We start from the raw sequence: 19,018 nt of genomic DNA on the forward strand, positions 1-19,018 counted from the left end.
ATCCTGTCGGCGTCGGTTTGGCAAAGGACTTCCTCTAAACCAAAGGTCTCAGATCGGCCCCGGCAGCCGTTCCTCGGACAAGAGCACGTTGGCATCCAGATTCCCCACCCCCGGCAGCGTCATGATCCGCCGCCGCAGAACGCGTTCAAAATCCGAGATGTCCCGCGCCACGACCCGCAAGCGGTAGTCATACATTCCAAGAACGTGCTCGACCGTCTGCACCTCGGGGATGGCGCTCACCGCGCGCTCGAAATCCTGCAAGGATACGCGACCCTTGGTGGCAAGCTTCACTCCCAGGAAAACCGTGACGCCAAACCCCAGTGCCTCACGGTCCAGATCCAGCCGCAGGCCACGGAATACGCCCGCTTCGCGCAGCCGCTTGATCCGCCGCCAACAGGCGGGCTGCGACAGGCCCAATTCACGCCCAAGCGCCCCGGCGCTCTGGGTTGCGTCCAGCGCCAGCGCGCGGATCAGCGCGCGGTCGGTTTCGTCCAGATCGATCACAGTGGCAGGCTTTCATCGGTCTTGAGCCGTGCCACATGCATCAGCGCGTCTATGTCGGTGATATGCGGCAGCGTCAAAATCTGTCCGCGATAAACCTGCTGGTAGTGGGCCATATCCCGGGCGATCACTGACAGACGGGCATCGACCTGTCCCAGAAAAGTCTGGATCTCGATCACCTCGGGCACCTGCCGCGCGGCTTCGGCGAATTCCTCGAACGCCTGCGGCCGGGATTTGTCCAGCGTGATGCGCAGGGACACCTCGACCGTGTAACCAAGCGCTGGCCAGTGAATCATACCCCGCACCCCGCGCAGCACCCCGGTGTTCCGCATCCGATCGAGCCGCCGCGCCAGGGTGGTCGCGGTGACGCCACAACGCTCAGCCAGTTCTGCGGCGGGCGCTTCGGGAGTCGCCTGATACTGGCGCAGGATACGGCGGTCTGTGTCATCAAGCATGAATATGTCAGTAAACTCCAATCAAGCGAATGAAAAGCGCAGATATAACGCGAAATCCCGCCATTTCGGCAAGTCCTTCGCAAGCTAATCCATATGCTACAGCTCACATCATTCGGCCAGAGCCCAAACAACGGGTCAGCGCCATCACTTCGGAAGGAAGCTCATCATGCGCGTTTATTATGACCGTGACTGCGACATCAACCTGATCAAGGACATGAAGGTCGCGATCCTCGGCTACGGCAGCCAGGGCCACGCCCATGCCCTCAACCTGCGCGATTCCGGCGCCAAGAACGTCGTCGTCGCGCTGCGTGAAGGCTCCCCCTCGGCCAAGAAGGCCGAAGGCGAAGGCCTCAAGGTCATGGGCATCGCAGAAGCAGCAGCCTGGTGCGACCTGATCATGTTCACAATGCCCGACGAACTTCAGGCAGAGACCTACAAGAAGTACGTGCATGACAACCTGCGCGACGGCGCTGCAATCGCATTCGCCCACGGCCTGAACGTCCACTTCGGCCTGATCGAACCCAAGCCCGGCACCGACGTCATCATGATGGCCCCCAAGGGCCCGGGTCACACCGTGCGTGGCGAATACACCAAAGGCGGCGGCGTGCCCTGCCTCGTGGCCGTACACAACGACGCATCTGGCAAGGCGCTGGAAATCGGCCTGTCCTATTGCTCGGCCATCGGTGGCGGCCGCTCGGGCGTGATCGAAACGAACTTCCGTCAGGAATGCGAAACCGACCTCTTTGGTGAACAGGCGGTTCTCTGTGGTGGTCTGGTCGAACTGATCCGCATGGGCTTTGAGACGCTGGTCGAAGCGGGTTATGAGCCCGAGATGGCCTATTTCGAATGCCTGCACGAAGTGAAGCTGATCGTCGACCTGATCTATGAAGGCGGCATCGCAAACATGAACTACTCGATTTCGAACACTGCGGAATATGGCGAATACGTCAGCGGTCCGCGCATCCTGCCCTATGCCGAAACCAAGGCACGGATGAAAGAGGTCCTGACCGACATCCAGAACGGCAAATTCGTGCGTGACTTCATGCAGGAAAACACCGTCGGCCAGCCGTTCTTCAAGGCGACTCGCCGCCTGAACGACGAACACCAGATCGAACAGGTCGGTGAAAAGCTGCGCGCCATGATGCCTTGGATTTCCGCGGGCAAGATGGTCGACAAGGCGAAAAACTGATTACGACCACTATGCGATCAAACAGGCCGGGCAATTGCCCGGCCTGAGTTTTTTCTGAGACAGGAAGACCTTTGCGCACCTGTCGGTAGCCACACGCCACCAATCCTTGATGCGGGCAAAGCTGTTCTGGATATTGTGGCGCCTGCAATAGTGACCCTCATCATGCCGGATCGGGACCCCGCGTTTGCTGCCAACTGGACACAAGTATTTCCCTTTTTTCCAAGCGCTTCGCGATACCAGTCCGCGTCATAGCCCCTGTCCACCAGCAAGTGGTCGGCGGACTATGCAGCAGGCCACGCACACCGATATTTTCACCGCGTTGACCTGCCGTCAGCAACACACGCAACACTAGGTGGTGACAGGAAAGCAATCCCCATCCTCAATGCCAGCATCGCAAGGTCACTCTTCGTTCGGATACAGACCGCCCAACCAAGCACACGACGCGAATGCACGTCGGCCCTCACATTTGGCCTTCAGCTATTAGAAAACCGCTGGCCTACAACCATGCTTCCGACATAAATCAGCTGTCTGAAGCCCGACCTTCTGCCCTTAGATTTTCTAGAATTCTAGCTTCACGCTGAAATCAAGCCCATAGCTCTCATAGTCTGAAATCCCGATACCATCGTAGTATGTGCCAAGAGTGATCAACTCCTGATTGGCGAAGCGATAGTTGAACCCAAGCTCCACTCTGGCCCGCAGACTGCCGTCATTACTGGACGTTTCCGCTGCCGCACCCGTATAGGTGATATCGCTCGCAATAGCGCTGACGCCTCCTGTTAGCAGCAGCCTGCGATCACGTTGCGCAAACGGCGCAGGAGTCTCAAAGTCGATACCTATTTCGAGTTCGCTTAATGCAAGGCCCTGACTTGGTATCTCGTTTCCAACACTGTCGGTATAGGCCTCCTGTTCATCGGTTACATAAGATACCTGAAGACTTGGGATTAACGTCGTCACATCGTACTGCAGCTCCCCGGATACTTTCAACATGGCCAGAAGCCGCTCTGTCTCCATGTCGTCCGTATAGGTGCCGAATGGCGAAATCTCGTTCGAGCTGCGACCATAAAGCAGACGGCCCTCGAGATAGACATCCTGATCCGGCACTTTGGTCACTAAATAAGGCCCCGCCATCCAACCGTGACCAATGACACTCGACACCCCGGTGTCCTGCTCCAGATAGTCGTACTCAAGAAGGACCCCACCTAACAGATTCTCGTGAAATTTGTGGTGGGTTCCGACGGCACCGAAAAGATACGTACTTTTGGTGTCCCCATCCTTGGCTTTTGAACCATGGAAAGTTGTCCAGATAGCGGATCCGGGCTTGGACGAAAATTTGAATCGACCCTGACTGCTCGTGATACTTGCACTAAAGATACCGCGGGCTGACCCGGACAGAAGCCCTGTCAAATTAGGCTGACTGCCAAGCAAAAGACCCGAGCGCCGTTCGATGAACTGCTTTACGACGCGGGCCGTTTCAGTGATTGTTTCGCTTTGGATCGACAGCGTGTTCGATGCCAGGTTGTCATTACCAGACGTGTCCTGAACGACGCTTGCCGGAATGGAAACAGTGGTGTCACCGCCGCCCGTCGGGCTGATCGTGATCACGTAACTTGCGCCACTCCCTGCCAGCCCTGAGACCGAGCCATTTGTGACAGCGACATCCGAAGCGGTGAAGCCCACCACAGTCTCAGAGAATGCCGCATTCACAGAGAAGGATTTCCCAGGCATGCTGCCGGTGGCCGAAGTCGTCAGCGTGACAGATGGCGCTGTTACATCCGCGTTAGTCAGCGCAAAGGTCACATTGCTGAGGCTGCCGCTGCTGGCCGTCACATTATACGACCCCGCCGTCGCATTCGCCGTCGCCGTCACCGACACCTGGCCCGAGGCGTTGGTCACACCGGAGCTCGCCGAAAGTGTCGCGCTGGCGCCCGATCCCGGCACCGCAAAGCTCACCGTCTCACCCGCCACCGGGTTGCCGCCCGCATCCGTCACCGTCGCCACAAGCGCGCTGGCGAACCCGGTCGAGATCGCCGTGCTCTGACCCCCGCCAGAGGTGGCCGCAAGCGTCGCCGCCGCCCCCGCCGTGTTGGTCAGCGCAAAGGTCACATTGCTGAGGCTGCCGCTGCTGGCCGTCACATTATACGACCCCGCCGTCGCATTCGCCGTCGCCGTCACCGACACCTGGCCCGAGGCGTTGGTCACACCCGAACTCGCCGAAAGTGTCGCGCTGGCGCCCGATCCCGGCACCGCAAAGCTCACCGTTTCACCCGCCACCGGGTTGCCGCCCGCATCCGTCACCGTCGCCACAAGCGCGCTGGCGAACCCGGTCGAGATCGCCGTGCTCTGACCCCCGCCAGAGGTGGCCGCAAGCGTCGCCGCCGCCCCCGCCGTGTTGGTCAGCGCAAAGGTCACATTGCTGAGGCTGCCGCTGCTGGCCGTCACATTATACGACCCCGCCGTCGCATTCGCCGTCGCCGTCACCGACACCTGGCCCGAGGCGTTGGTCACACCGGAACTCGCAGAAAGTGTCGCGCTGGCGCCCGATCCCGGCACCGCAAAGCTCACCGTCTCACCCGCCACCGGGTTGCCGCCCGCATCCGTCACCGTCGCCACAAGCGCGCTGGCGAACCCGGTCGAGATCGCCGTGCTCTGACCCCCGCCAGAGGTGGCCGCAAGATTGGCGGGCGGACCGACCGCACCGCTGTTCGTTCCGCTTCCACCAGAAAATGTATAAACGAAGGATGTGAACGGCGTCCCCCCATATGTTCCACTAACATTGCACCCGGCTGAGCAATTGAAGTTAGTCGGCGAGCTCGCGACCGGAGTTGCGTTGACCTGAAGCACGATGGGATTTCCGGAATCGCCTCCGCCGTCAAAGGTTTGGAAATTGGTAGAACCGGCGCCATCAATAACTTCGATCAAAATGAACTGCTCTGATCCGTCTGTGTTTGATGACGGAAGAGTCGAAGAGTAGATGCATTCATCGTCGGTCAGATTCAATGCTATCTGAGCGTCAGACACATTGTTTGCCGTCGGGGGGCAGTCGTTGAACGCAGCACGCGCGCCGGTCGGTACCATGCCCAAAAAGACCAGGCTCAAAAGTAGCGTGGCCAGTCTGACAATCGAGCGCTTTGATAAGAGAGAGATCCAAATGGCCGAGAAGAAGGCCGTCAAGCGACAAATGATTGCGAAAAGTATCCGTTTGAAAAGTGTCATGCGTGTGGTGCCCCGCTTGTGAGCCGCCCAACGAACAAATTTCGTTTGCGTGCCCCGATAATAAATGCAAGCATAACTTGAGCCCATTAGCAATAAGCGCAACCCTTACCTGAGAAATTGACTAATTTTCAATCGAGATCGTCGCATGTGTTGCGTTTTTGGCCACACTCAAGAATCTGAAAGAGGCGAACTATTAGTACCAAACACGGGAGGTTTACGTGTCAGAGCCATTTTTAGCTGAAATTCGAATGGTGAGTTTCAATTTTGCGCCAAGAGGCTGGGCCTTTCTTGACGGGCAGTTCCTGCCGATCAACCAGAACCAATCACTATATTCCCTTTTGGGCACGACATACGGTGGTGACGGGCGCACGACATTTGCTTTGCCCGATCTGCGCGGCCGCACGCCGCTTCATATGGGAGATGGGTTTAATCTTGGGCGCGCAAGCGGTTCGGAAGGCGTGGCGCTGACAACTGCCGAGATGCCCGCACATACCCATACTGCGAAAGCGTCCTCGCTTGCCGGTGACAGTCCTGTTCCCACAGATCATGTGCTTGCCGCCGAGGCGGGGAATGACCTCGCCTATCATGCGCCCGAGGCACCAAACATGACCGCTTTGCGAGAAGGGACAGTGTCCTATGCAAGTGGCGGACAGCCGCATGAAAACATGCAGCCCTATCTTACAGTGGCGTTCTGCATCGCCCTACAGGGGCTTTTCCCCTCACAAAATTAAGATTGGAGGATATTGAATGTCAGAACCATTTATTGGTGAGATTCGCATGTTTGCCGGTAATTTCGCCCCAGTCGGTTGGGCGTTTTGTGACGGCCAATTGTTGGCTGTGTCCCAAAATGACGCGCTTTTCTCGTTGATTGGGACGATATATGGCGGCGACGGAAGAACGACTTTTGGACTGCCTGACATGCGCGGGCGTGTGCCGCTCCACTTCGGTGACGGCCCGGGGCTCAGTTCGCGGCGATTGGGAAGCAAGGCCGGCACGGAGCACGTCACCCTGACCATGAATGAGCTCCCCATCCATGGTCACGACTTCCACGCCCAGACGAAAGAAGCGACTGCGGCCGGACCGGAAGGCAATGTTGCTGCCATGGGTGTTGGCGTCAACTTTTACAGTGAGACAGCGCAGGACACGAATATGGCCCAATCAATGCTGTCGCATACCGGGGGATCCCGCCAGCATACCAATTTGATGCCGACCCTCTGCGTCCACTTTATAATCGCCTTGTTTGGCATTTACCCAAGTCGTCAGTAGGAGCATTGATATGTCGGAACCATTTATCGCAGAAATCCGCATCTTTGCGGGGAACTTTGCACCGAGATCCTGGGCGTTTTGTGATGGTCAATTGCTGCCAGTGTCCAACAATACAGCATTGTTTTCACTGATAGGGACCACCTATGGGGGCGATGGCAGGACTACCACTGCGTTGCCCAATCTTCAGGGACGTGCCCCGATGCACCCGGGACGCGGCCCGGGTCTGACGGCTCGACGACTTGGCGAAAAGGATGGAAATGAAACGGCATTACTGACAGAGGAACATATCCCCAAACACACGCACACAGTACGCGCCACAACGTCAGCGGCAACCGCAAACATGGCGCCCGGCACCACAACCTCGTTGTCGCGTTCAAGTTTCGGTGACAACCTGTATCAATCCGACACGTCTGGAAACCTAGTCGATTTGGCAGAGGAAGCTGTGGCGGCGGCAGGTGGGAACCAGTCGCACACCAATCTTCAGCCGTATCTGACGTTGAACTTCATCATCGCCCTGGCCGGTATTTATCCCTCCCGGAGCTAGTCATAACGTCGAGGAGTAAGGTATCTCCTTTACGCCGCCCTCCTCGACGTTCAGCATGTGCGGACAATCATTTCGCAGGGCAGCTGAACGTCCACTCGATCAACGAGTATATCTGGCGATCGAGTGAAGGAATAGGCTGCTCCGGGGAACGCTGCCTGCTGCTGATTGAACTGCCAATGGCGCCAGATATTCGGCGCTCCGACCTGCCATGATCTCACACAGGGTCCGCTTTCCGTGAACAATTTTCCGCCGACTGACCGTGTGTCCCGCTTTGGTGTGAGCTATCGCGACATGACAGACGCCGATATGCCGTTCCTCTCTCGTTTGTACCGTTCAACCCGCGAGGAAGAAATGTCTGGCTTGCCCTGGAGTGATGAGCAAAAACAATCCTTTATCGACATGCAGTTTCGGGCGCAGCACGAGCATTATCAAAAGCACTATACGGATGCGCTCTGGCTGATCATTGAGATGAATTCGGCACCTATTGGCAGGCTTTATATTGAGCGGTGGGCCAGCGAGCTGCGTATCATCGACATCGCTCTGATACCGGATGCGCGAGGGAAGGGTATCGGGGCGGACATTCTAGAGGATTTACAGTCCGAAGCCGCAGCGACCGCTAAAAATATCGGTATTCATGTTGAAAAGGCCAACCCGGCGATGTCTCTGTATCACCGCCTCGGATTCAAACAGACCGAAGATAAGGGCGTCTACGATCTGCTGGTATGGCGCCCTGCAGAGACCGGCCACTGTCGCAGGTAGCTGTCTGAATTTACTCGATGAACTGGCCAAAGCTGTATTATTAAAACTGCCAGGTTTTGTATGCCGGGTCCTGAAACCCTTCAAATCCCGGAGCCCTAATGAAGCCTCATCCCGCACGGAAAAGCAGGACGACCTTCGGCGTCCCCACCCGACTAACATGACTGATTTACATGACGAGTTGGCGAAACTGGCAGCACTTTTCACCCGGGAGGTCGTCGAGCGCGAATAGGTCAGGTTATTTCCCTCCTCCACGCGTCGACCAGCCTCATCGCCGGGCCTTGTCGCGGGTCTACGGTATCTCCGGCACGCCTATCGTCTGTTAGACGCAGTGATCGTCTCCGCTGGAGGGGGGGGCCTCGTTCGCCGGGCAAGAGCCCCCCGGACTATTTACTGATCCGTCTCACTATCAACACTTCACCGGCGACGTCTTCTTACAGCACCGCCCGCCGATTGATCTCCCCTCGCCGCCCCTTCTCAGCGAATGTAAACATTCGCCCGTCGGGTAACGGCTGGCGCAAGCGGGTCGGAAAGGAAGGCACAGGGTGGCGATTGATCAAGACGGTTGAAGCCGAGCACACCTCCGGTGGCAATCTGGTCGATCGATCGCGTGGTTCAGCCCGAACTATCCTGCCTACCCCGCCAAAGGCCAGATGAGCGGGATAAGGAATACGGTCGCAGCCCCGATGATGATGTTCATCGGTAGGCCGATCCTCAGAAAATCAGTGAACCTGTAGCCCCCCGCGTTGTAGACGAGGGTGTTGGTCTGGTAGCCGATTGGCGTTGCGAAGCTGGCGCTTGCACCGAACATCACGGCCACAATAAAAGGACGTGGATCGAGGCCAAGCTGGACCGCCACGCCCGTTGCGATCGGCGCCAGCAGGACTGCGACGGCGTTGTTAGTGACCAACTCGGTCAGGACCGACGTCAGGGCGTAGACCAAAGCCAAGGCTATGATCGGCTGGACCGTCGCGAGGAGCGGCGACAGCTTGGCTATAATGAGCGAAAGCGCCCCTGAATTGTCCAGCGCGCTGCCTAATGTCAGCATGGAGACGATCAGCAACAGCAACCGGCCGTCGATTGACCCTACGCCTTCCTCTGCATCGATGCAGTTTGTCAGCAGAACGACTGCAACACCGATCAACGCAAGTGTCAGGATCGGCGCCACATTGAGGGCCGCGAGGATGACGACGCCGATCATGGTCGCAATGGCGATCGGCGCTTTCTTGCGGCGAAAACCTCGAGAAGTGACCGGGGACAGCAGGATCAATCGCTCCTCCTCGGCGAGGCGGGCGATGTCGTCGGGCGCGCCATCAAGAAGCAATGTGTCTCCGACCGTCAGTTTGACCATCGCAAGGCGCATGTCGACCGCAGTTCCATTGCGGTGCAGCGCGATCGGATAGACGCCGAAACGGCGACGCCAGTGCAAACGCCCGACCATTCTGTGCAGCGCTTTTGAATCCGGGCCGATCAGGACTTCGACAACCGAAGTGGGGCGGGCCGTCGACGCCTCTGTTCCCAGAACGGCGTTGCCCACGGCGGCGCCATCGCGAAACCCCATGATTTCGGTATCTGTGGTCTTTATGACCACGATATCCCCCGCTGCCATCGTCGATGTCGCCAGAGAGTCGCGCAAGGACAGATCACCGCTAACAAGATCGACAGCCCGGCTTCCGGCGTTCTTGAGTGCGTCCACCTCCAGCACTGTTTTGCCGATCAGAGGCGAGCCTGCCGGGATGAAGAGTTCAACCAGCCAGGTGCGCAGATCACGTTTCGATTGAAGGTCCCCGACAGTCTGACGCAGGGGCAGCAGGCGCGGGGCCGCGATGGCCAGAAACGCCCCACCGATTATAGCGACTGCAATTCCGACCGGGGCGATCTCGAACAGGCTAAAGGGAGTCATCCCGAGATCGCGTGCTATGCCATCGACCAGCAGGTTCGTCGAGGTCCCGATTAGGGAACAGGTCCCGCCAAGAATGACCATGTAGGACAGCGGGATGAGCAGGTGTGATGCCGCAATCTTCATCTGCCGCGCCAGCGTGATCACAACAGGGATCAGCACGATGACCACCGGAGTGTTGTTCATGAAGACCGAGGCTCCGGCAGCTGTGATAAAGAATAATCCGAGCGTCAGGACCGGGTGGGCCGACGCATGTCGACCCAGAACACCACTCAGTGCCTCGAGCACGCCTGTCCGGACCAGCGCCGCGCTGAGGATGAACATCGCGCCGATCGTGGTCGGCGCCGGGTTGGCGAGCGCAGCCAGAATATCATTGGGCCCGACAAGACCCATGGCAAGTGCTGTAGCCGCCCCACAAAAGGCGACAACATCCGGGGATCGCAATTCCATGACGAAGGCCGTGAAAACGCCGACAAACAAGAGGACGGCGGCGTAAGGTGCCAGAGTTGCAAAGTCGACTGCCATGATGTGATCACGCTCCATTGTTGCGCAGACGGCGTAAGTTTACGTTTCTCGAATCAAACTGGTGTTTGACGTTCGGACGATACTTGCCTTTGCGAGGAACAGTCAGGGTGAAACTATGACTTGCCCCCGCATGAAACGTACGTCGCTAGGAGGGGGAACGGTAGTGCTCCGCAAAACTAGGTGTTCAGTCCCGGCATCTGGTGGATCGGATTTGTGATGAAACGATCTGGCTCTGCAGTCCAGATCTTGCAGATGTATTCGTAAGGCGTGAGCCCGTTGAGGGTCTTGAGTCTGCGTGCGCAGTTGTAGGCTGCCAGGAAGTCGGTGAGGTGCGTGCGCAACTGGTCGTGGCTGTCGTAATGGTATCGTTTCACCGTCGCCTCCTTGATCGTTCGATTCACCCGCTCGACCTGACCATTCGTCCACGGATGGTTTGGCTTGGTCAGCCGATGCTCGATCCCATTTGCCTCGCAGATCATGTCGAAGCGCATCTGCCGCGAATATGCTGTGTTTCGGTTGCGAGGTTGCTCGGCGAACTGGATGCCGTTATCGGTCAGGATCGTGTGGATGCGATAGGGGACGGCCTTGAGCAGATGTTCGAGGAACTCCCAGGCGGTCTTGCGATCCGCCTTTTCCACGAGTTGGGTGATCGCAAATTTGCTGGTCCGGTCAATGGCCACAAAGAGATAGAGCTTGCCCTCCACCGTCTGAACCTCGGCGATGTCGATGTGGAAGAAGCCCCCTCTCGGCAGATTTGCCTTGCAAATCGTCTGCCGGGCAGTGGATGGGATATCGCTTAAACTGCTGCCGCTTTGGCTTGTCACCCTCGACATCTGGCAAGCGCGAAATGCCATGTCGCTGAAGGCACCGATGTAGCGCCGACCGCGTCAGGTGCGGGGCAGACGGCTGAAGGGCATAGAGGCAATCATCCAGCGGCAGTAGCGTGTGCCGCCGGAATGCGACGATCATTGCCTCCTCCGCTTCGGTGAGAACGGTCGAACGCGGCTCTTTCGGTCCGGTCTTCAAGCCCTCTACCGTCGCACGCTTACGCCACTTCGCGACGGTTTTGGGATTGATGCCCAACTCCTTACTCAACTGCGCGAGCGAAGCTTGCGATCGCTGTATTGCACAGCTCTGACGGCGTGCGTTGTCGTGGCGCTCCCGTGACGAACTTGTCTCACAATGCTTCCTTCCAGGCCTGAGAAAGGATCGCACCATCAAACCATGCGATCAAACACTGTGCTGAAGTCGGGCACCGCCCAGTTCAAACCGATCGGACGCGACAGGCTCTCGACGAACCCGGTCGTCTGCCGTAGCGCCATGCCGAACAGCACCTTCATCGTCAGGCAGGTCTGGATGGCGGTATCGCTGTAGGTTTGCTGTCGGCCGCGGTTGCCGGTCGGCGCAGAATCCCAGATCATCTCCGGGTCAAACCAACCTCTCGTGCCATTGCGGCGCAATGCACTGCCGGTCAGTGGATCGTCAGCGAGCCACGGCGCTTGAGCGCTTCGTTATCGGCTGGCCAGTTCCGGGTCCGGTAGGTCGGGGCTGTCGGTCTGCTCATGTCGTCCAGCTACCAGGCTGGGTTCACGACAGGAATCCCTCATCGGGTTTGTGCAACAAAGCCATCGCACTGACAAATATTCCTGAACAAGGAACAGGCAATCAGCTATCCTGCGGTGGTAAACCCATGTAGAAATGAAACCAGAATGACAATCAGGGAAATTTTACGCACGTGATTGATTTAAATGCCATGACAGCAGAGGATTTCGCCTTGATCGAGGGGATGGAATTCATGATTGTTTCCGTTGAGCCAGCAGTTCGTTTGAAGTTGATCGAAGTCAGGAAACTGGGTGCGGGTGAGCGTAAGGGCGGCGCTTTTTCCCTTCTTTGGCAGGGACCACCACATCCGGTTCTGCCACAAGCTACTTATCAGATGTCCCAGGACACGATTGGCAGCCATGATATTTTCCTGGTTCCCGTTTCATGGAAAGATGCCGGAGTAGAATATGAGGCAATCTTCACCTAGTGGACCTGTCGCGCTTTCGTGCCGCCCCAAGTGCTCATGTAAGCCACCTTTCGGTCGAAGGCGACAGGGCTTTTCCAGCCCAATGCTGAGTGTCGGCGGCGCGGATTGTAGAAGCCGAGATAGCGGCCGATCTTGGCGCGAGCTTCCGAGATGCTGGCGTAGGCCCGCAGGTAGACGTCTTCGTATTTGCTGCTTCTCCAGAGGCGCTCCACGAAGACGTTGTCGCGCCACGCCCCTTTGCCATCCATGCTGATCTTGATCTCCCGGCTCGCCAGGACCTTGATGAAGTCGGTCGATGTGAACTGGCTACCCTGATCCGTGTTGAAGATCTCGGGAGCGCTGTGGCGCGCCAACGCCCCCTCCACTGCTTCAATGCAAAAATCCGCTTCCAGCGTGATCGACACGCGCCAAGACAGCACCCGGCGGGTGAACCAGTCCAGCACAGCGGCGAGCTAGATGAACCCGCGCGCCATCCACCGCCCGGCAGGGCATGCGTGCATACCCGAGAGGGAGAATGTAGGTGATGTCCATCGCCCACACCTGGTTGGGCCGGGTGATCGGCAGCTTCCTCAGCAGATAGGGGTAGATCTTGTGCCCTGGCACCGGTTTCGAGGTGTTGGGCTTGCGATAGAGCGCCTCAATCCCCATGCGCTTCATCAATGTGGCAACGTGCAGCCGCCCGACCTTGAAGCCTTCCTTAACCAGCAGGCCCTGCAGCATCCGGCTGCCCGCGAAGGGAAATTCCATGTGCAGTTTGTCGATCCGGTACATCAGCTTCAGATCGGAAGCCCGGATCGAGCGCGGCTAGTAGTAGACGCTGCCCCTGCTGATCCCCAGCACCTTGGCCTGACGGCCGACACTTAGCTTAGCTGTCCGGTCGATCATCTTTTTGCGCCCCCCTCTCGGCAGATTGCTGCGCAATCGCCTGCCGGGCAACGGGACAGCAGACCCGCCTTGCCGAGCGCGCCGGACAAAAAATCGTTCTCCAGCGTCAGCTCCCCGATCTTGGCATGCAGGGTCTTCACGTCGATCACCGGTTCCGGCTCGGCCTTCGGCCCATCACCAAACACCCCGGTCGCGCTCTGAAGAAGCAGATCACGCCATTGCTTGATCTGGTTAGGATGGAGGTCGAAATCCTGCGCCAACTAGATCAGCGTCTTCTCGCCCTTGATAGCGGCTACCGCCACTTTCGCCTTGAATGCCGGGCTGTGGTTCCGGCGCGGTCGTCTTGCCATGGTCTTCTCCTCGCTCGCAGCATCATGCTGCTGTTGCGCAGAAAATCCACCTATCCCGGCTGTTCAGATTTCCGAAACCACCTCTAAACGCCGCCTGAACGCGTCAGAAGGCTGAGTTCTGCGCTTTTCTGCCGTTCGTGACGAGCGCAGCGAACGGCAGCTCCCCGCCCCTTCCGTATGATGTTCAAAAGTCCCATGCAGATCATTCCGTTGCCTCCCAATGCGCGTCGCAGAGCGGAAGATCACAAGGGGCAAATCTCAATGAAAATCATGCGGCCACCCGGCTCACTTCTGGGTGGAAATCAACACCCCCTGCCTGCAGCTTCACGGAAATGGCACGATTCACCGACTGCGCGGCGTTTCGAGCGGCTTTTCCATGTCCACTCTCTCCGTCGGGAAGCATAGCGTTAGTCAAAAAATATGTAACAAAAAAGTACATATTTTTTATGTTATCGTGACAATTTGGTCAATTGTCTATTTTTGTCATTACAAATATTGACACATTTTGCAATTATGTGTACTTGAGTTCACAACTTCGGCGGAGAGGATTTGGAGGACTGATGTGTTAAACCTTCTGGAGATTTACCACAGGTAACCGCAACGCAAGCGACGAGCATTTTGCCGCTTCGGCGGCGCACAGGCTTGAAAAGCTTGCATCAGATCCGAACGCTGTTCGGGACATCAATCTAACCGGTTCCCTCTGCTGTATGATTCGCTGCGGCAGCCTCAAAGCACACGCTGCATAGCGGAGGCTGACAGGCTGCCAGCCGATACGCGCATGCCGCTCAGGGAAATGCTTCAATCGCGTTTTGCTGACCGAGCTCTTGTGCGCCGGAAAGCACACTGGATTCACACCAACTGTGGCCGCAAAGAACCAAACAATAGGAAAAAGCTATGAGCGATTACATCTTGTCCAGTGAGATCCGTGACAAATTAAGGAAGGTATCCACGGCTTCCGTCGCGACGGCTCTGTTCAAGCGCGGTTTGCGCAATCAGTTTGTACAAGGTGTTGTGCCGATGGCGCGCAAGCCGGTGACCATGGTCGGCCAGGCCTTCACGCTGCGCTACATCCCTGCCCGGGAGGATCGCAATCCAATCACCATTTTCCGGGAACGCGACCACAAGCAACGCGTGGCGGTGGAAACCTGTCCCGAAGGTCATGTGCTGGTAATGGATGCCCGCAAGGACAGCCGCGCCGCCACGGCCGGATCGATCCTCGTCACCCGCCTTGCGAAACGCGGCGCCGCCGGCGTCGTGTCGGACGGTGGCGTGCGCGACGCGATCGGCATCGCTGCGCTTGACATGCCCGCCTATTTTGCCTGCTCCTCGGCACCGACAAACCTCACGTTGCATGAGGCCATTGACATAAACGTGCCGATTTCTTGCGGTGACGCGCCGGTCTTTCCCGGCGATGTCATGCTGGGGGACGGTGATGGCGTGATGGTAATCCCGGCCCACCTTGCCGATGAGATCGCAGAAGAATGCACGAACATGGAATCCTACGAAGATTTCGTGCTGGAGCAAGTGAACGAGGGCGCTGGGATCATCGGCCTCTATCCGGCAACGGACGAAGAAAACCTCGTGAAATACGACGCATGGCGCGAACGGACAGGACGATAATATGACCGATACCCTCCATGGAAATCACCTGATCGCAGGAAAACGGGTCAGCTCAGAGGCGCGGTTCTTATCCGCGCCCGCGACGGGCAGCGCCTTTGAGTTCTCGGCGGGGTCTCCCAAGCTTGTGGCCGAGGCTTGTGCTGCTGCCGAGGCCGCATTTGCGGGATTCGCCGCCACGTCCCGCGAGCAGCGCGCGAAGCTTTTGGAAACCATAGCTGACGAGATCGACGCCCGTGGTGGCCAGATCACCGAGGTCGGAAGCGCGGAAACGGGGCTACCCGCAGCCCGCCTGCAGGGCGAGCGCGGCCGGACCACCGGTCAGTTGCGTCTCTTTGCCTCGCACATTTTGGCCGGAGATTACCTTGATCGGCGACATGACGCGGCGCTGCCAGATCGTCAGCCGCTTCCCCGTCCTGATTTACGGATGATGCAGCGCCCCGTTGGCCCGGTGGCGGTCTTCGGTGCGTCCAATTTTCCGCTGGCGTTCTCGGTGGCCGGTGGCGACACCGCAGCGGCGCTTGCCGCGGGGTGTCCCGTCGTCGTCAAGGGGCACGGCGCGCATCCTGGCACGGGTGAGATCGTTGGTGACGCAATCGTCGCTGCACTCGAAAAACTTGGGATGGACGCGGGCATCTTCAGCCTCGTCCAGGGGGGCAGTCGCGCGGTGGGAGAAGCGCTTGTGACGGATCCGCGGATCAAGGCCGTCGGCTTCACCGGAAGCCTTGGCGGTGGGCGCGCGCTTTTTGATCTTTGCGCCTCGCGCCCCGAGCCGATCCCGTTCTTCGGGGAGCTCGGAAGCGTTAATCCCATGTTCGTTCTGCCGCAAGCAGCCTCTGCCCGTGGCGCGGATATAGGCGCTGGCTGGGCCGGAAGTCTTACGATGGGTGTCGGACAGTTCTGCACCAACCCGGGCATTGCGATTGTGCTAGACGGGCCAGATGCGAATGCATTTGTGCAATCGGCGACAGATGGGCTCAGTTCCATTGAAGGCCAGACCATGCTGACAGATGGCATGGCCGCCGCCTACCGCAAAGGCGCCCGGCGGGTTTCCGAAGGCGCGGGCGTCAAGTCTCTCCTGAGCACATCCTGCGAGGGTCGGAATGCCGCGCCGTATCTGTTCGAGGTCTTGGCCAGCGACTGGATGGCCAATGAAGAGTTGTCCGAAGAAGTGTTCGGCCCTCTCGGGCTGGTGATCCGGGTGAAGGACGCATCGCAGATGAAGGAAATAGCGCATAGCTTCAAAGGCCAATTGACCGCAACGCTTCAGATGGATGACGGCGATATCGACCTTGCGCGGGAGCTGCTGCCCGTGCTGGAGCGAATGGCTGGTCGCGTCATGGCCAATGGTTTCCCGACAGGGGTCGAGGTCTGCGACTCCATGGTTCACGGGGGCCCCTATCCGGCAAGCACCAACTTTGGTGCCACATCCGTCGGCACACTTTCCATCCGACGCTTCCTGCGGCCGGTGTGTTACCAGAACCTCCCCGAAGCGCTTCTTCCGGCCGATCTCGTGTACGTTTAGCTTCGGTCACATAAATCCACTGTACCGCCACTGTATTCTTTTGCGGTGGCGGAACCACAAGTCAGCTGCGGGCCGGTGGCTACGCCTACCCCCATCAGACAACCTCGCCCCTGCAATTGCCAAGGCCGCTTTGCACGTTTGGCATGCGGCATGCGGCGGGGCTATGCGGATCACAATATGTTAAAAGTTGTTCTCAAAAAGAACATACAACGCACAAAAATCACACATTTTCTCCAAAATTGGTAATATTTCGCATTGATTTGTAAATATTATACAAGTATCGTGATTCAAGTCTCCCGATCCACACCGTCTGCTGCGCTGACGGTTTCAGGGGGCCGAAGCTTGGTAATATATGGGAGGATGTTATCAGTCGCATTTGGAGCACAGTCGCGTCGTGCTTCAATGGGTGCAAAGTTTCGATCAGGCGATGGCGCGCCCCTTGCAGCCAGATCGCGCCCAGTCATTTTCAAAAGCGCGCAAGCAAAGTCCTGAACCTCATTCAGGCTTGGCTTTCTCTCAAAAAGACAAACTTGAAGTTGCTCTGTCGAAGCGCCCTGCTTCGTCGGACCAGTCGGTTCATTCAACTTGCCAGACTTATCTGGATCACGACATCTATTAAGGAGGAACAGGTCTATGTTTTCTAAAAGCCTGAAAGGCAAAATCGCGTTGGCACTTGGTGCCTGCATCATTGGTACCTCGGTTGCTGCGGCGGATTTCCCGACCCGCGATATTCGTCTAATCGTTCCGTGGCCGGCGGGCGGCGGTGCGGACGCCATTTCGCGCAAGATCAGCAACATTGCCGAAGATGAACTGCCAAAATCTGTCTATGTGGAAAATATCGCGGGTGCCGTGACGGCGACCGGTCTGATCCAGATGACCAATTCGCGCCCGGACGGGCACACCGTCGGCGTGCTGACCTACGACAGTGTCATCACCCTGCCGCGTGGCCAGATGGTGCCCGGCTATTCGCTGGACAACATGACACCGATCGCCCGCATCACCACCGAAGCCGATGCGATCGTCGTCTCCAAGCACTCCGGAATCAACACCTTCGAAGAACTGGTGGAAGCGGCGAAGGCCAGTCCCGGCACAGTGCGCGTCGGCGTGGCTCCAAAGGGGTCGGGTCCGTATCTGTCGGTCATCCAGCTTGAAAAACTGTTGGACGTCGATTTCAACGTGATCACCTATGCCGGATCTTCAAGCGCAGAAGCAGAAGCACTCCTGTCTGGCGAGCTTGATGCAGCAATCTCGAGCCTGGGCGATTTCAGCGGCATCATTGCGTCGGGCGATGTCAAAGGTGTGGTTGAACTGTCCTCTGTGCAAAACCTGACCTACACGGACGTGCCCACGATCAGTTCAAAGGGCTACGATCTGCAAACGGGCAGTTTCATCATTCTTTCGGCTCCGAAAGACACTCCGCCAGAGGCCGTCGCCACGATCGAGACAGCGTTCAAAACGGCATACGATAGTGCAGAGTTCCAGGACTGGCTGAAGCAGGTTGGCGTCACCCCAGACTGGCTCGGCTCGGACGAGGTCAAAGGCTGGATGGACGAGCTCCAGAACAAGACGTTCAAGCTCATGGACGAACTGAATCTGTAACCACCAAGCATGATGTCTCCGGTCCTGTATCGGAGACATCGCCCTCCGGGGGCGCTTTGTTTGGGGTGGTGATGCAAGCGCTATCATCGACCGGCAAGCTGCCCCATACCAACGCAGCAGCTCGCACGAGATGTTCCACCGTGCCTCTTGACGCTGAGTCCAAAACAGCAGCTTGCCGCTACCCCCACCAACAACCCAGCCCGGGAGAAGACGATGCTCTTAAACAGGCCTCTGGTATTTCTATATGTCATTCTTGCAGTGTCTGTCGGATATCTCATCTCGGCACTGAATTTAGGCGCCCCGATATCCGAGAGCGGATTGACACCTTCGTTCTTTCCCATCCTGGTGGGGGGCGCTGCGATCTTCTTTTGCAGCATTCTCATTCTTCAGAAGCTGCGTGCCGAACCCGAAAAGTTCCAGTCTGATGTGCCGCGGAATTACACCCACATCTGGGTCGTGGTCGCTATTTTCTTTTACATTCTCGGCTTTAAACCAATGGGATACTTCATCTCGTCGGGCCTCTTCGTTTTCGCGCTTATCGTACTTTTTTCTTCTTTCGAGAAGCTTCTGCAGAAGGCCGCCATATCGGCGGTAATTGTCGTGATTGCCTATGTCATGTTTCAGCAATTGTTCGGGGTCCGACTCCCGACGCTTTGGGGTTAAG

General features: G+C 57.7%; 15 protein-coding genes and 3 pseudogenes. 11 read left to right on the forward strand and 7 right to left on the reverse strand.

Features of this window, described 5'->3' with window-relative positions; translation table 11 throughout:
• Positions 1 to 48: 48 nt before the first annotated feature.
• Together CHB75_RS07340 and CHB75_RS07345 are read right to left on the reverse strand one after the other, a co-directional pair.
• Positions 49 to 504 carry an Lrp/AsnC family transcriptional regulator gene (locus CHB75_RS07340; protein ID WP_089269892.1) on the reverse strand — a complete coding sequence of 152 codons (456 nt, stop codon included), beginning with the start codon at positions 502 to 504 and terminating at the stop codon, positions 49 to 51.
• Entirely contained in the window at positions 501 to 956 is a 456-nt protein-coding gene (locus tag CHB75_RS07345) for an Lrp/AsnC family transcriptional regulator (RefSeq protein WP_089269893.1), read from the reverse strand. Before CHB75_RS07345 ends, CHB75_RS07340 begins: the two co-directional genes overlap by 4 nt.
• Before the next feature lie 166 nt (positions 957 to 1,122).
• On the opposite strand from CHB75_RS07345, the gene ilvC reads away from it, so the two are divergent.
• On the forward strand, positions 1,123 to 2,145 hold the full coding sequence (gene ilvC, locus CHB75_RS07350; RefSeq protein WP_089269894.1) for a ketol-acid reductoisomerase: 1,023 nt from the start codon (positions 1,123 to 1,125) through the stop codon (positions 2,143 to 2,145).
• A gap of 558 nt (positions 2,146 to 2,703) precedes the next feature.
• Here the strand turns inward: ilvC and CHB75_RS07355 are convergent.
• Positions 2,704 to 5,064, reverse strand: coding sequence for a beta strand repeat-containing protein (locus CHB75_RS07355; RefSeq protein WP_176439079.1), 2,361 nt, complete (start codon positions 5,062 to 5,064; stop codon positions 2,704 to 2,706).
• 154 nt (positions 5,065 to 5,218) lie between these two features.
• On the opposite strand from CHB75_RS07355, the gene CHB75_RS21625 reads away from it, so the two are divergent.
• The 5 genes from CHB75_RS21625 to CHB75_RS07375 all read left to right on the forward strand — a co-directional run bounded on the left by CHB75_RS21625 (position 5,219) and on the right by CHB75_RS07375 (position 7,927).
• Positions 5,219 to 5,380 carry a hypothetical protein gene (locus CHB75_RS21625; protein ID WP_176439080.1) on the forward strand — a complete coding sequence of 54 codons (162 nt, stop codon included), beginning with the start codon at positions 5,219 to 5,221 and terminating at the stop codon, positions 5,378 to 5,380.
• Between the two features lie 226 nt (positions 5,381 to 5,606).
• Entirely contained in the window at positions 5,607 to 6,089 is a 483-nt protein-coding gene (locus CHB75_RS07360) for a phage tail protein (protein ID WP_245840780.1), read from the forward strand.
• A 16-nt stretch (positions 6,090 to 6,105) separates the two neighbouring features.
• Entirely contained in the window at positions 6,106 to 6,624 is a 519-nt protein-coding gene (locus CHB75_RS07365) for a phage tail protein (RefSeq protein ID WP_089269897.1), read from the forward strand.
• A 10-nt stretch (positions 6,625 to 6,634) separates the two neighbouring features.
• Entirely contained in the window at positions 6,635 to 7,168 is a 534-nt protein-coding gene (locus tag CHB75_RS07370) for a phage tail protein (RefSeq protein ID WP_089269898.1), read from the forward strand.
• A 234-nt stretch (positions 7,169 to 7,402) separates the two neighbouring features.
• On the forward strand, positions 7,403 to 7,927 hold the full coding sequence (locus CHB75_RS07375; protein WP_245840783.1) for a GNAT family N-acetyltransferase: 525 nt from the start codon (positions 7,403 to 7,405) through the stop codon (positions 7,925 to 7,927).
• Between the two features lie 631 nt (positions 7,928 to 8,558).
• Here CHB75_RS07375 and CHB75_RS07380 read toward each other — a convergent pair.
• From CHB75_RS07380 to CHB75_RS07390, 3 genes and pseudogenes are all read right to left on the reverse strand, one after another.
• Positions 8,559 to 10,349 carry an SLC13 family permease gene (locus tag CHB75_RS07380; protein ID WP_089269899.1) on the reverse strand — a complete coding sequence of 597 codons (1,791 nt, stop codon included), beginning with the start codon at positions 10,347 to 10,349 and terminating at the stop codon, positions 8,559 to 8,561.
• A 176-nt stretch (positions 10,350 to 10,525) separates the two neighbouring features.
• Positions 10,526 to 11,530 (reverse strand): annotated as a pseudogene (locus tag CHB75_RS07385) (IS481 family transposase).
• A gap of 45 nt (positions 11,531 to 11,575) precedes the next feature.
• A pseudogene (locus CHB75_RS07390) lies at positions 11,576 to 11,913 on the reverse strand (transposase); the annotation flags it as partial.
• 171 nt (positions 11,914 to 12,084) lie between these two features.
• Between CHB75_RS07390 and CHB75_RS07395 the strand changes: the two are divergent.
• Entirely contained in the window at positions 12,085 to 12,378 is a 294-nt protein-coding gene (locus CHB75_RS07395; protein ID WP_245840786.1) for a DUF6916 family protein, read from the forward strand.
• Here CHB75_RS07395 and CHB75_RS07400 read toward each other — a convergent pair.
• Positions 12,375 to 13,613, reverse strand: a pseudogene (locus CHB75_RS07400) (IS3 family transposase). The gene CHB75_RS07395 and the pseudogene CHB75_RS07400 sit on opposite strands and share 4 nt — an antisense overlap.
• 894 nt (positions 13,614 to 14,507) lie before the next feature.
• Here CHB75_RS07400 and CHB75_RS07405 point away from each other — a divergent pair.
• The 4 genes from CHB75_RS07405 to CHB75_RS07420 all read left to right on the forward strand — a co-directional run bounded on the left by CHB75_RS07405 (position 14,508) and on the right by CHB75_RS07420 (position 19,017).
• Complete coding sequence (locus CHB75_RS07405; protein WP_089269901.1) at positions 14,508 to 15,233, forward strand: ribonuclease activity regulator RraA; 726 nt, start codon at positions 14,508 to 14,510, stop codon at positions 15,231 to 15,233.
• Position 15,234: 1 nt separating this feature from the next.
• Complete coding sequence (locus tag CHB75_RS07410) at positions 15,235 to 16,755, forward strand: aldehyde dehydrogenase (NADP(+)) (protein ID WP_089269902.1); 1,521 nt, start codon at positions 15,235 to 15,237, stop codon at positions 16,753 to 16,755.
• Positions 16,756 to 17,388: 633 nt separating this feature from the next.
• Positions 17,389 to 18,354, forward strand: a complete 966-nt coding sequence (locus CHB75_RS07415) for a Bug family tripartite tricarboxylate transporter substrate binding protein (RefSeq protein WP_089269903.1) — start codon at positions 17,389 to 17,391, stop codon at positions 18,352 to 18,354.
• Positions 18,355 to 18,501: 147 nt separating this feature from the next.
• A complete protein-coding gene (locus tag CHB75_RS07420) occupies positions 18,502 to 19,017 on the forward strand; it encodes a tripartite tricarboxylate transporter TctB family protein (RefSeq protein ID WP_245840789.1) in 516 nt (171 codons plus the stop codon).
• The last annotated feature ends 1 nt before the right edge of the window (position 19,018 follow it).

This window comes from Puniceibacterium sediminis (assembly GCF_900188035.1).
Lineage (GTDB): Bacteria > Pseudomonadota > Alphaproteobacteria > Rhodobacterales > Rhodobacteraceae > Puniceibacterium > Puniceibacterium sediminis.

Coding starts and splice junctions, on each gene's coding strand:
- CHB75_RS07345 (WP_089269893.1), bottom strand. CDS start 956: ATGCTTGATGACACAGACCGCCGTATCCTGCGCCAGTATCAGGCGACT.
- ilvC (WP_089269894.1), top strand. CDS start 1,123: ATGCGCGTTTATTATGACCGTGACTGCGACATCAACCTGATCAAGGAC.
- CHB75_RS21625 (WP_176439080.1), top strand. CDS start 5,219: ATGCCCAAAAAGACCAGGCTCAAAAGTAGCGTGGCCAGTCTGACAATC.
- CHB75_RS07360 (WP_245840780.1), top strand. CDS start 5,607: ATGGTGAGTTTCAATTTTGCGCCAAGAGGCTGGGCCTTTCTTGACGGG.
- CHB75_RS07365 (WP_089269897.1), top strand. CDS start 6,106: ATGTCAGAACCATTTATTGGTGAGATTCGCATGTTTGCCGGTAATTTC.
- CHB75_RS07370 (WP_089269898.1), top strand. CDS start 6,635: ATGTCGGAACCATTTATCGCAGAAATCCGCATCTTTGCGGGGAACTTT.
- CHB75_RS07380 (WP_089269899.1), bottom strand. CDS start 10,349: ATGGCAGTCGACTTTGCAACTCTGGCACCTTACGCCGCCGTCCTCTTG.
- CHB75_RS07405 (WP_089269901.1), top strand. CDS start 14,508: ATGAGCGATTACATCTTGTCCAGTGAGATCCGTGACAAATTAAGGAAG.
- CHB75_RS07410 (WP_089269902.1), top strand. CDS start 15,235: ATGACCGATACCCTCCATGGAAATCACCTGATCGCAGGAAAACGGGTC.
- CHB75_RS07415 (WP_089269903.1), top strand. CDS start 17,389: ATGTTTTCTAAAAGCCTGAAAGGCAAAATCGCGTTGGCACTTGGTGCC.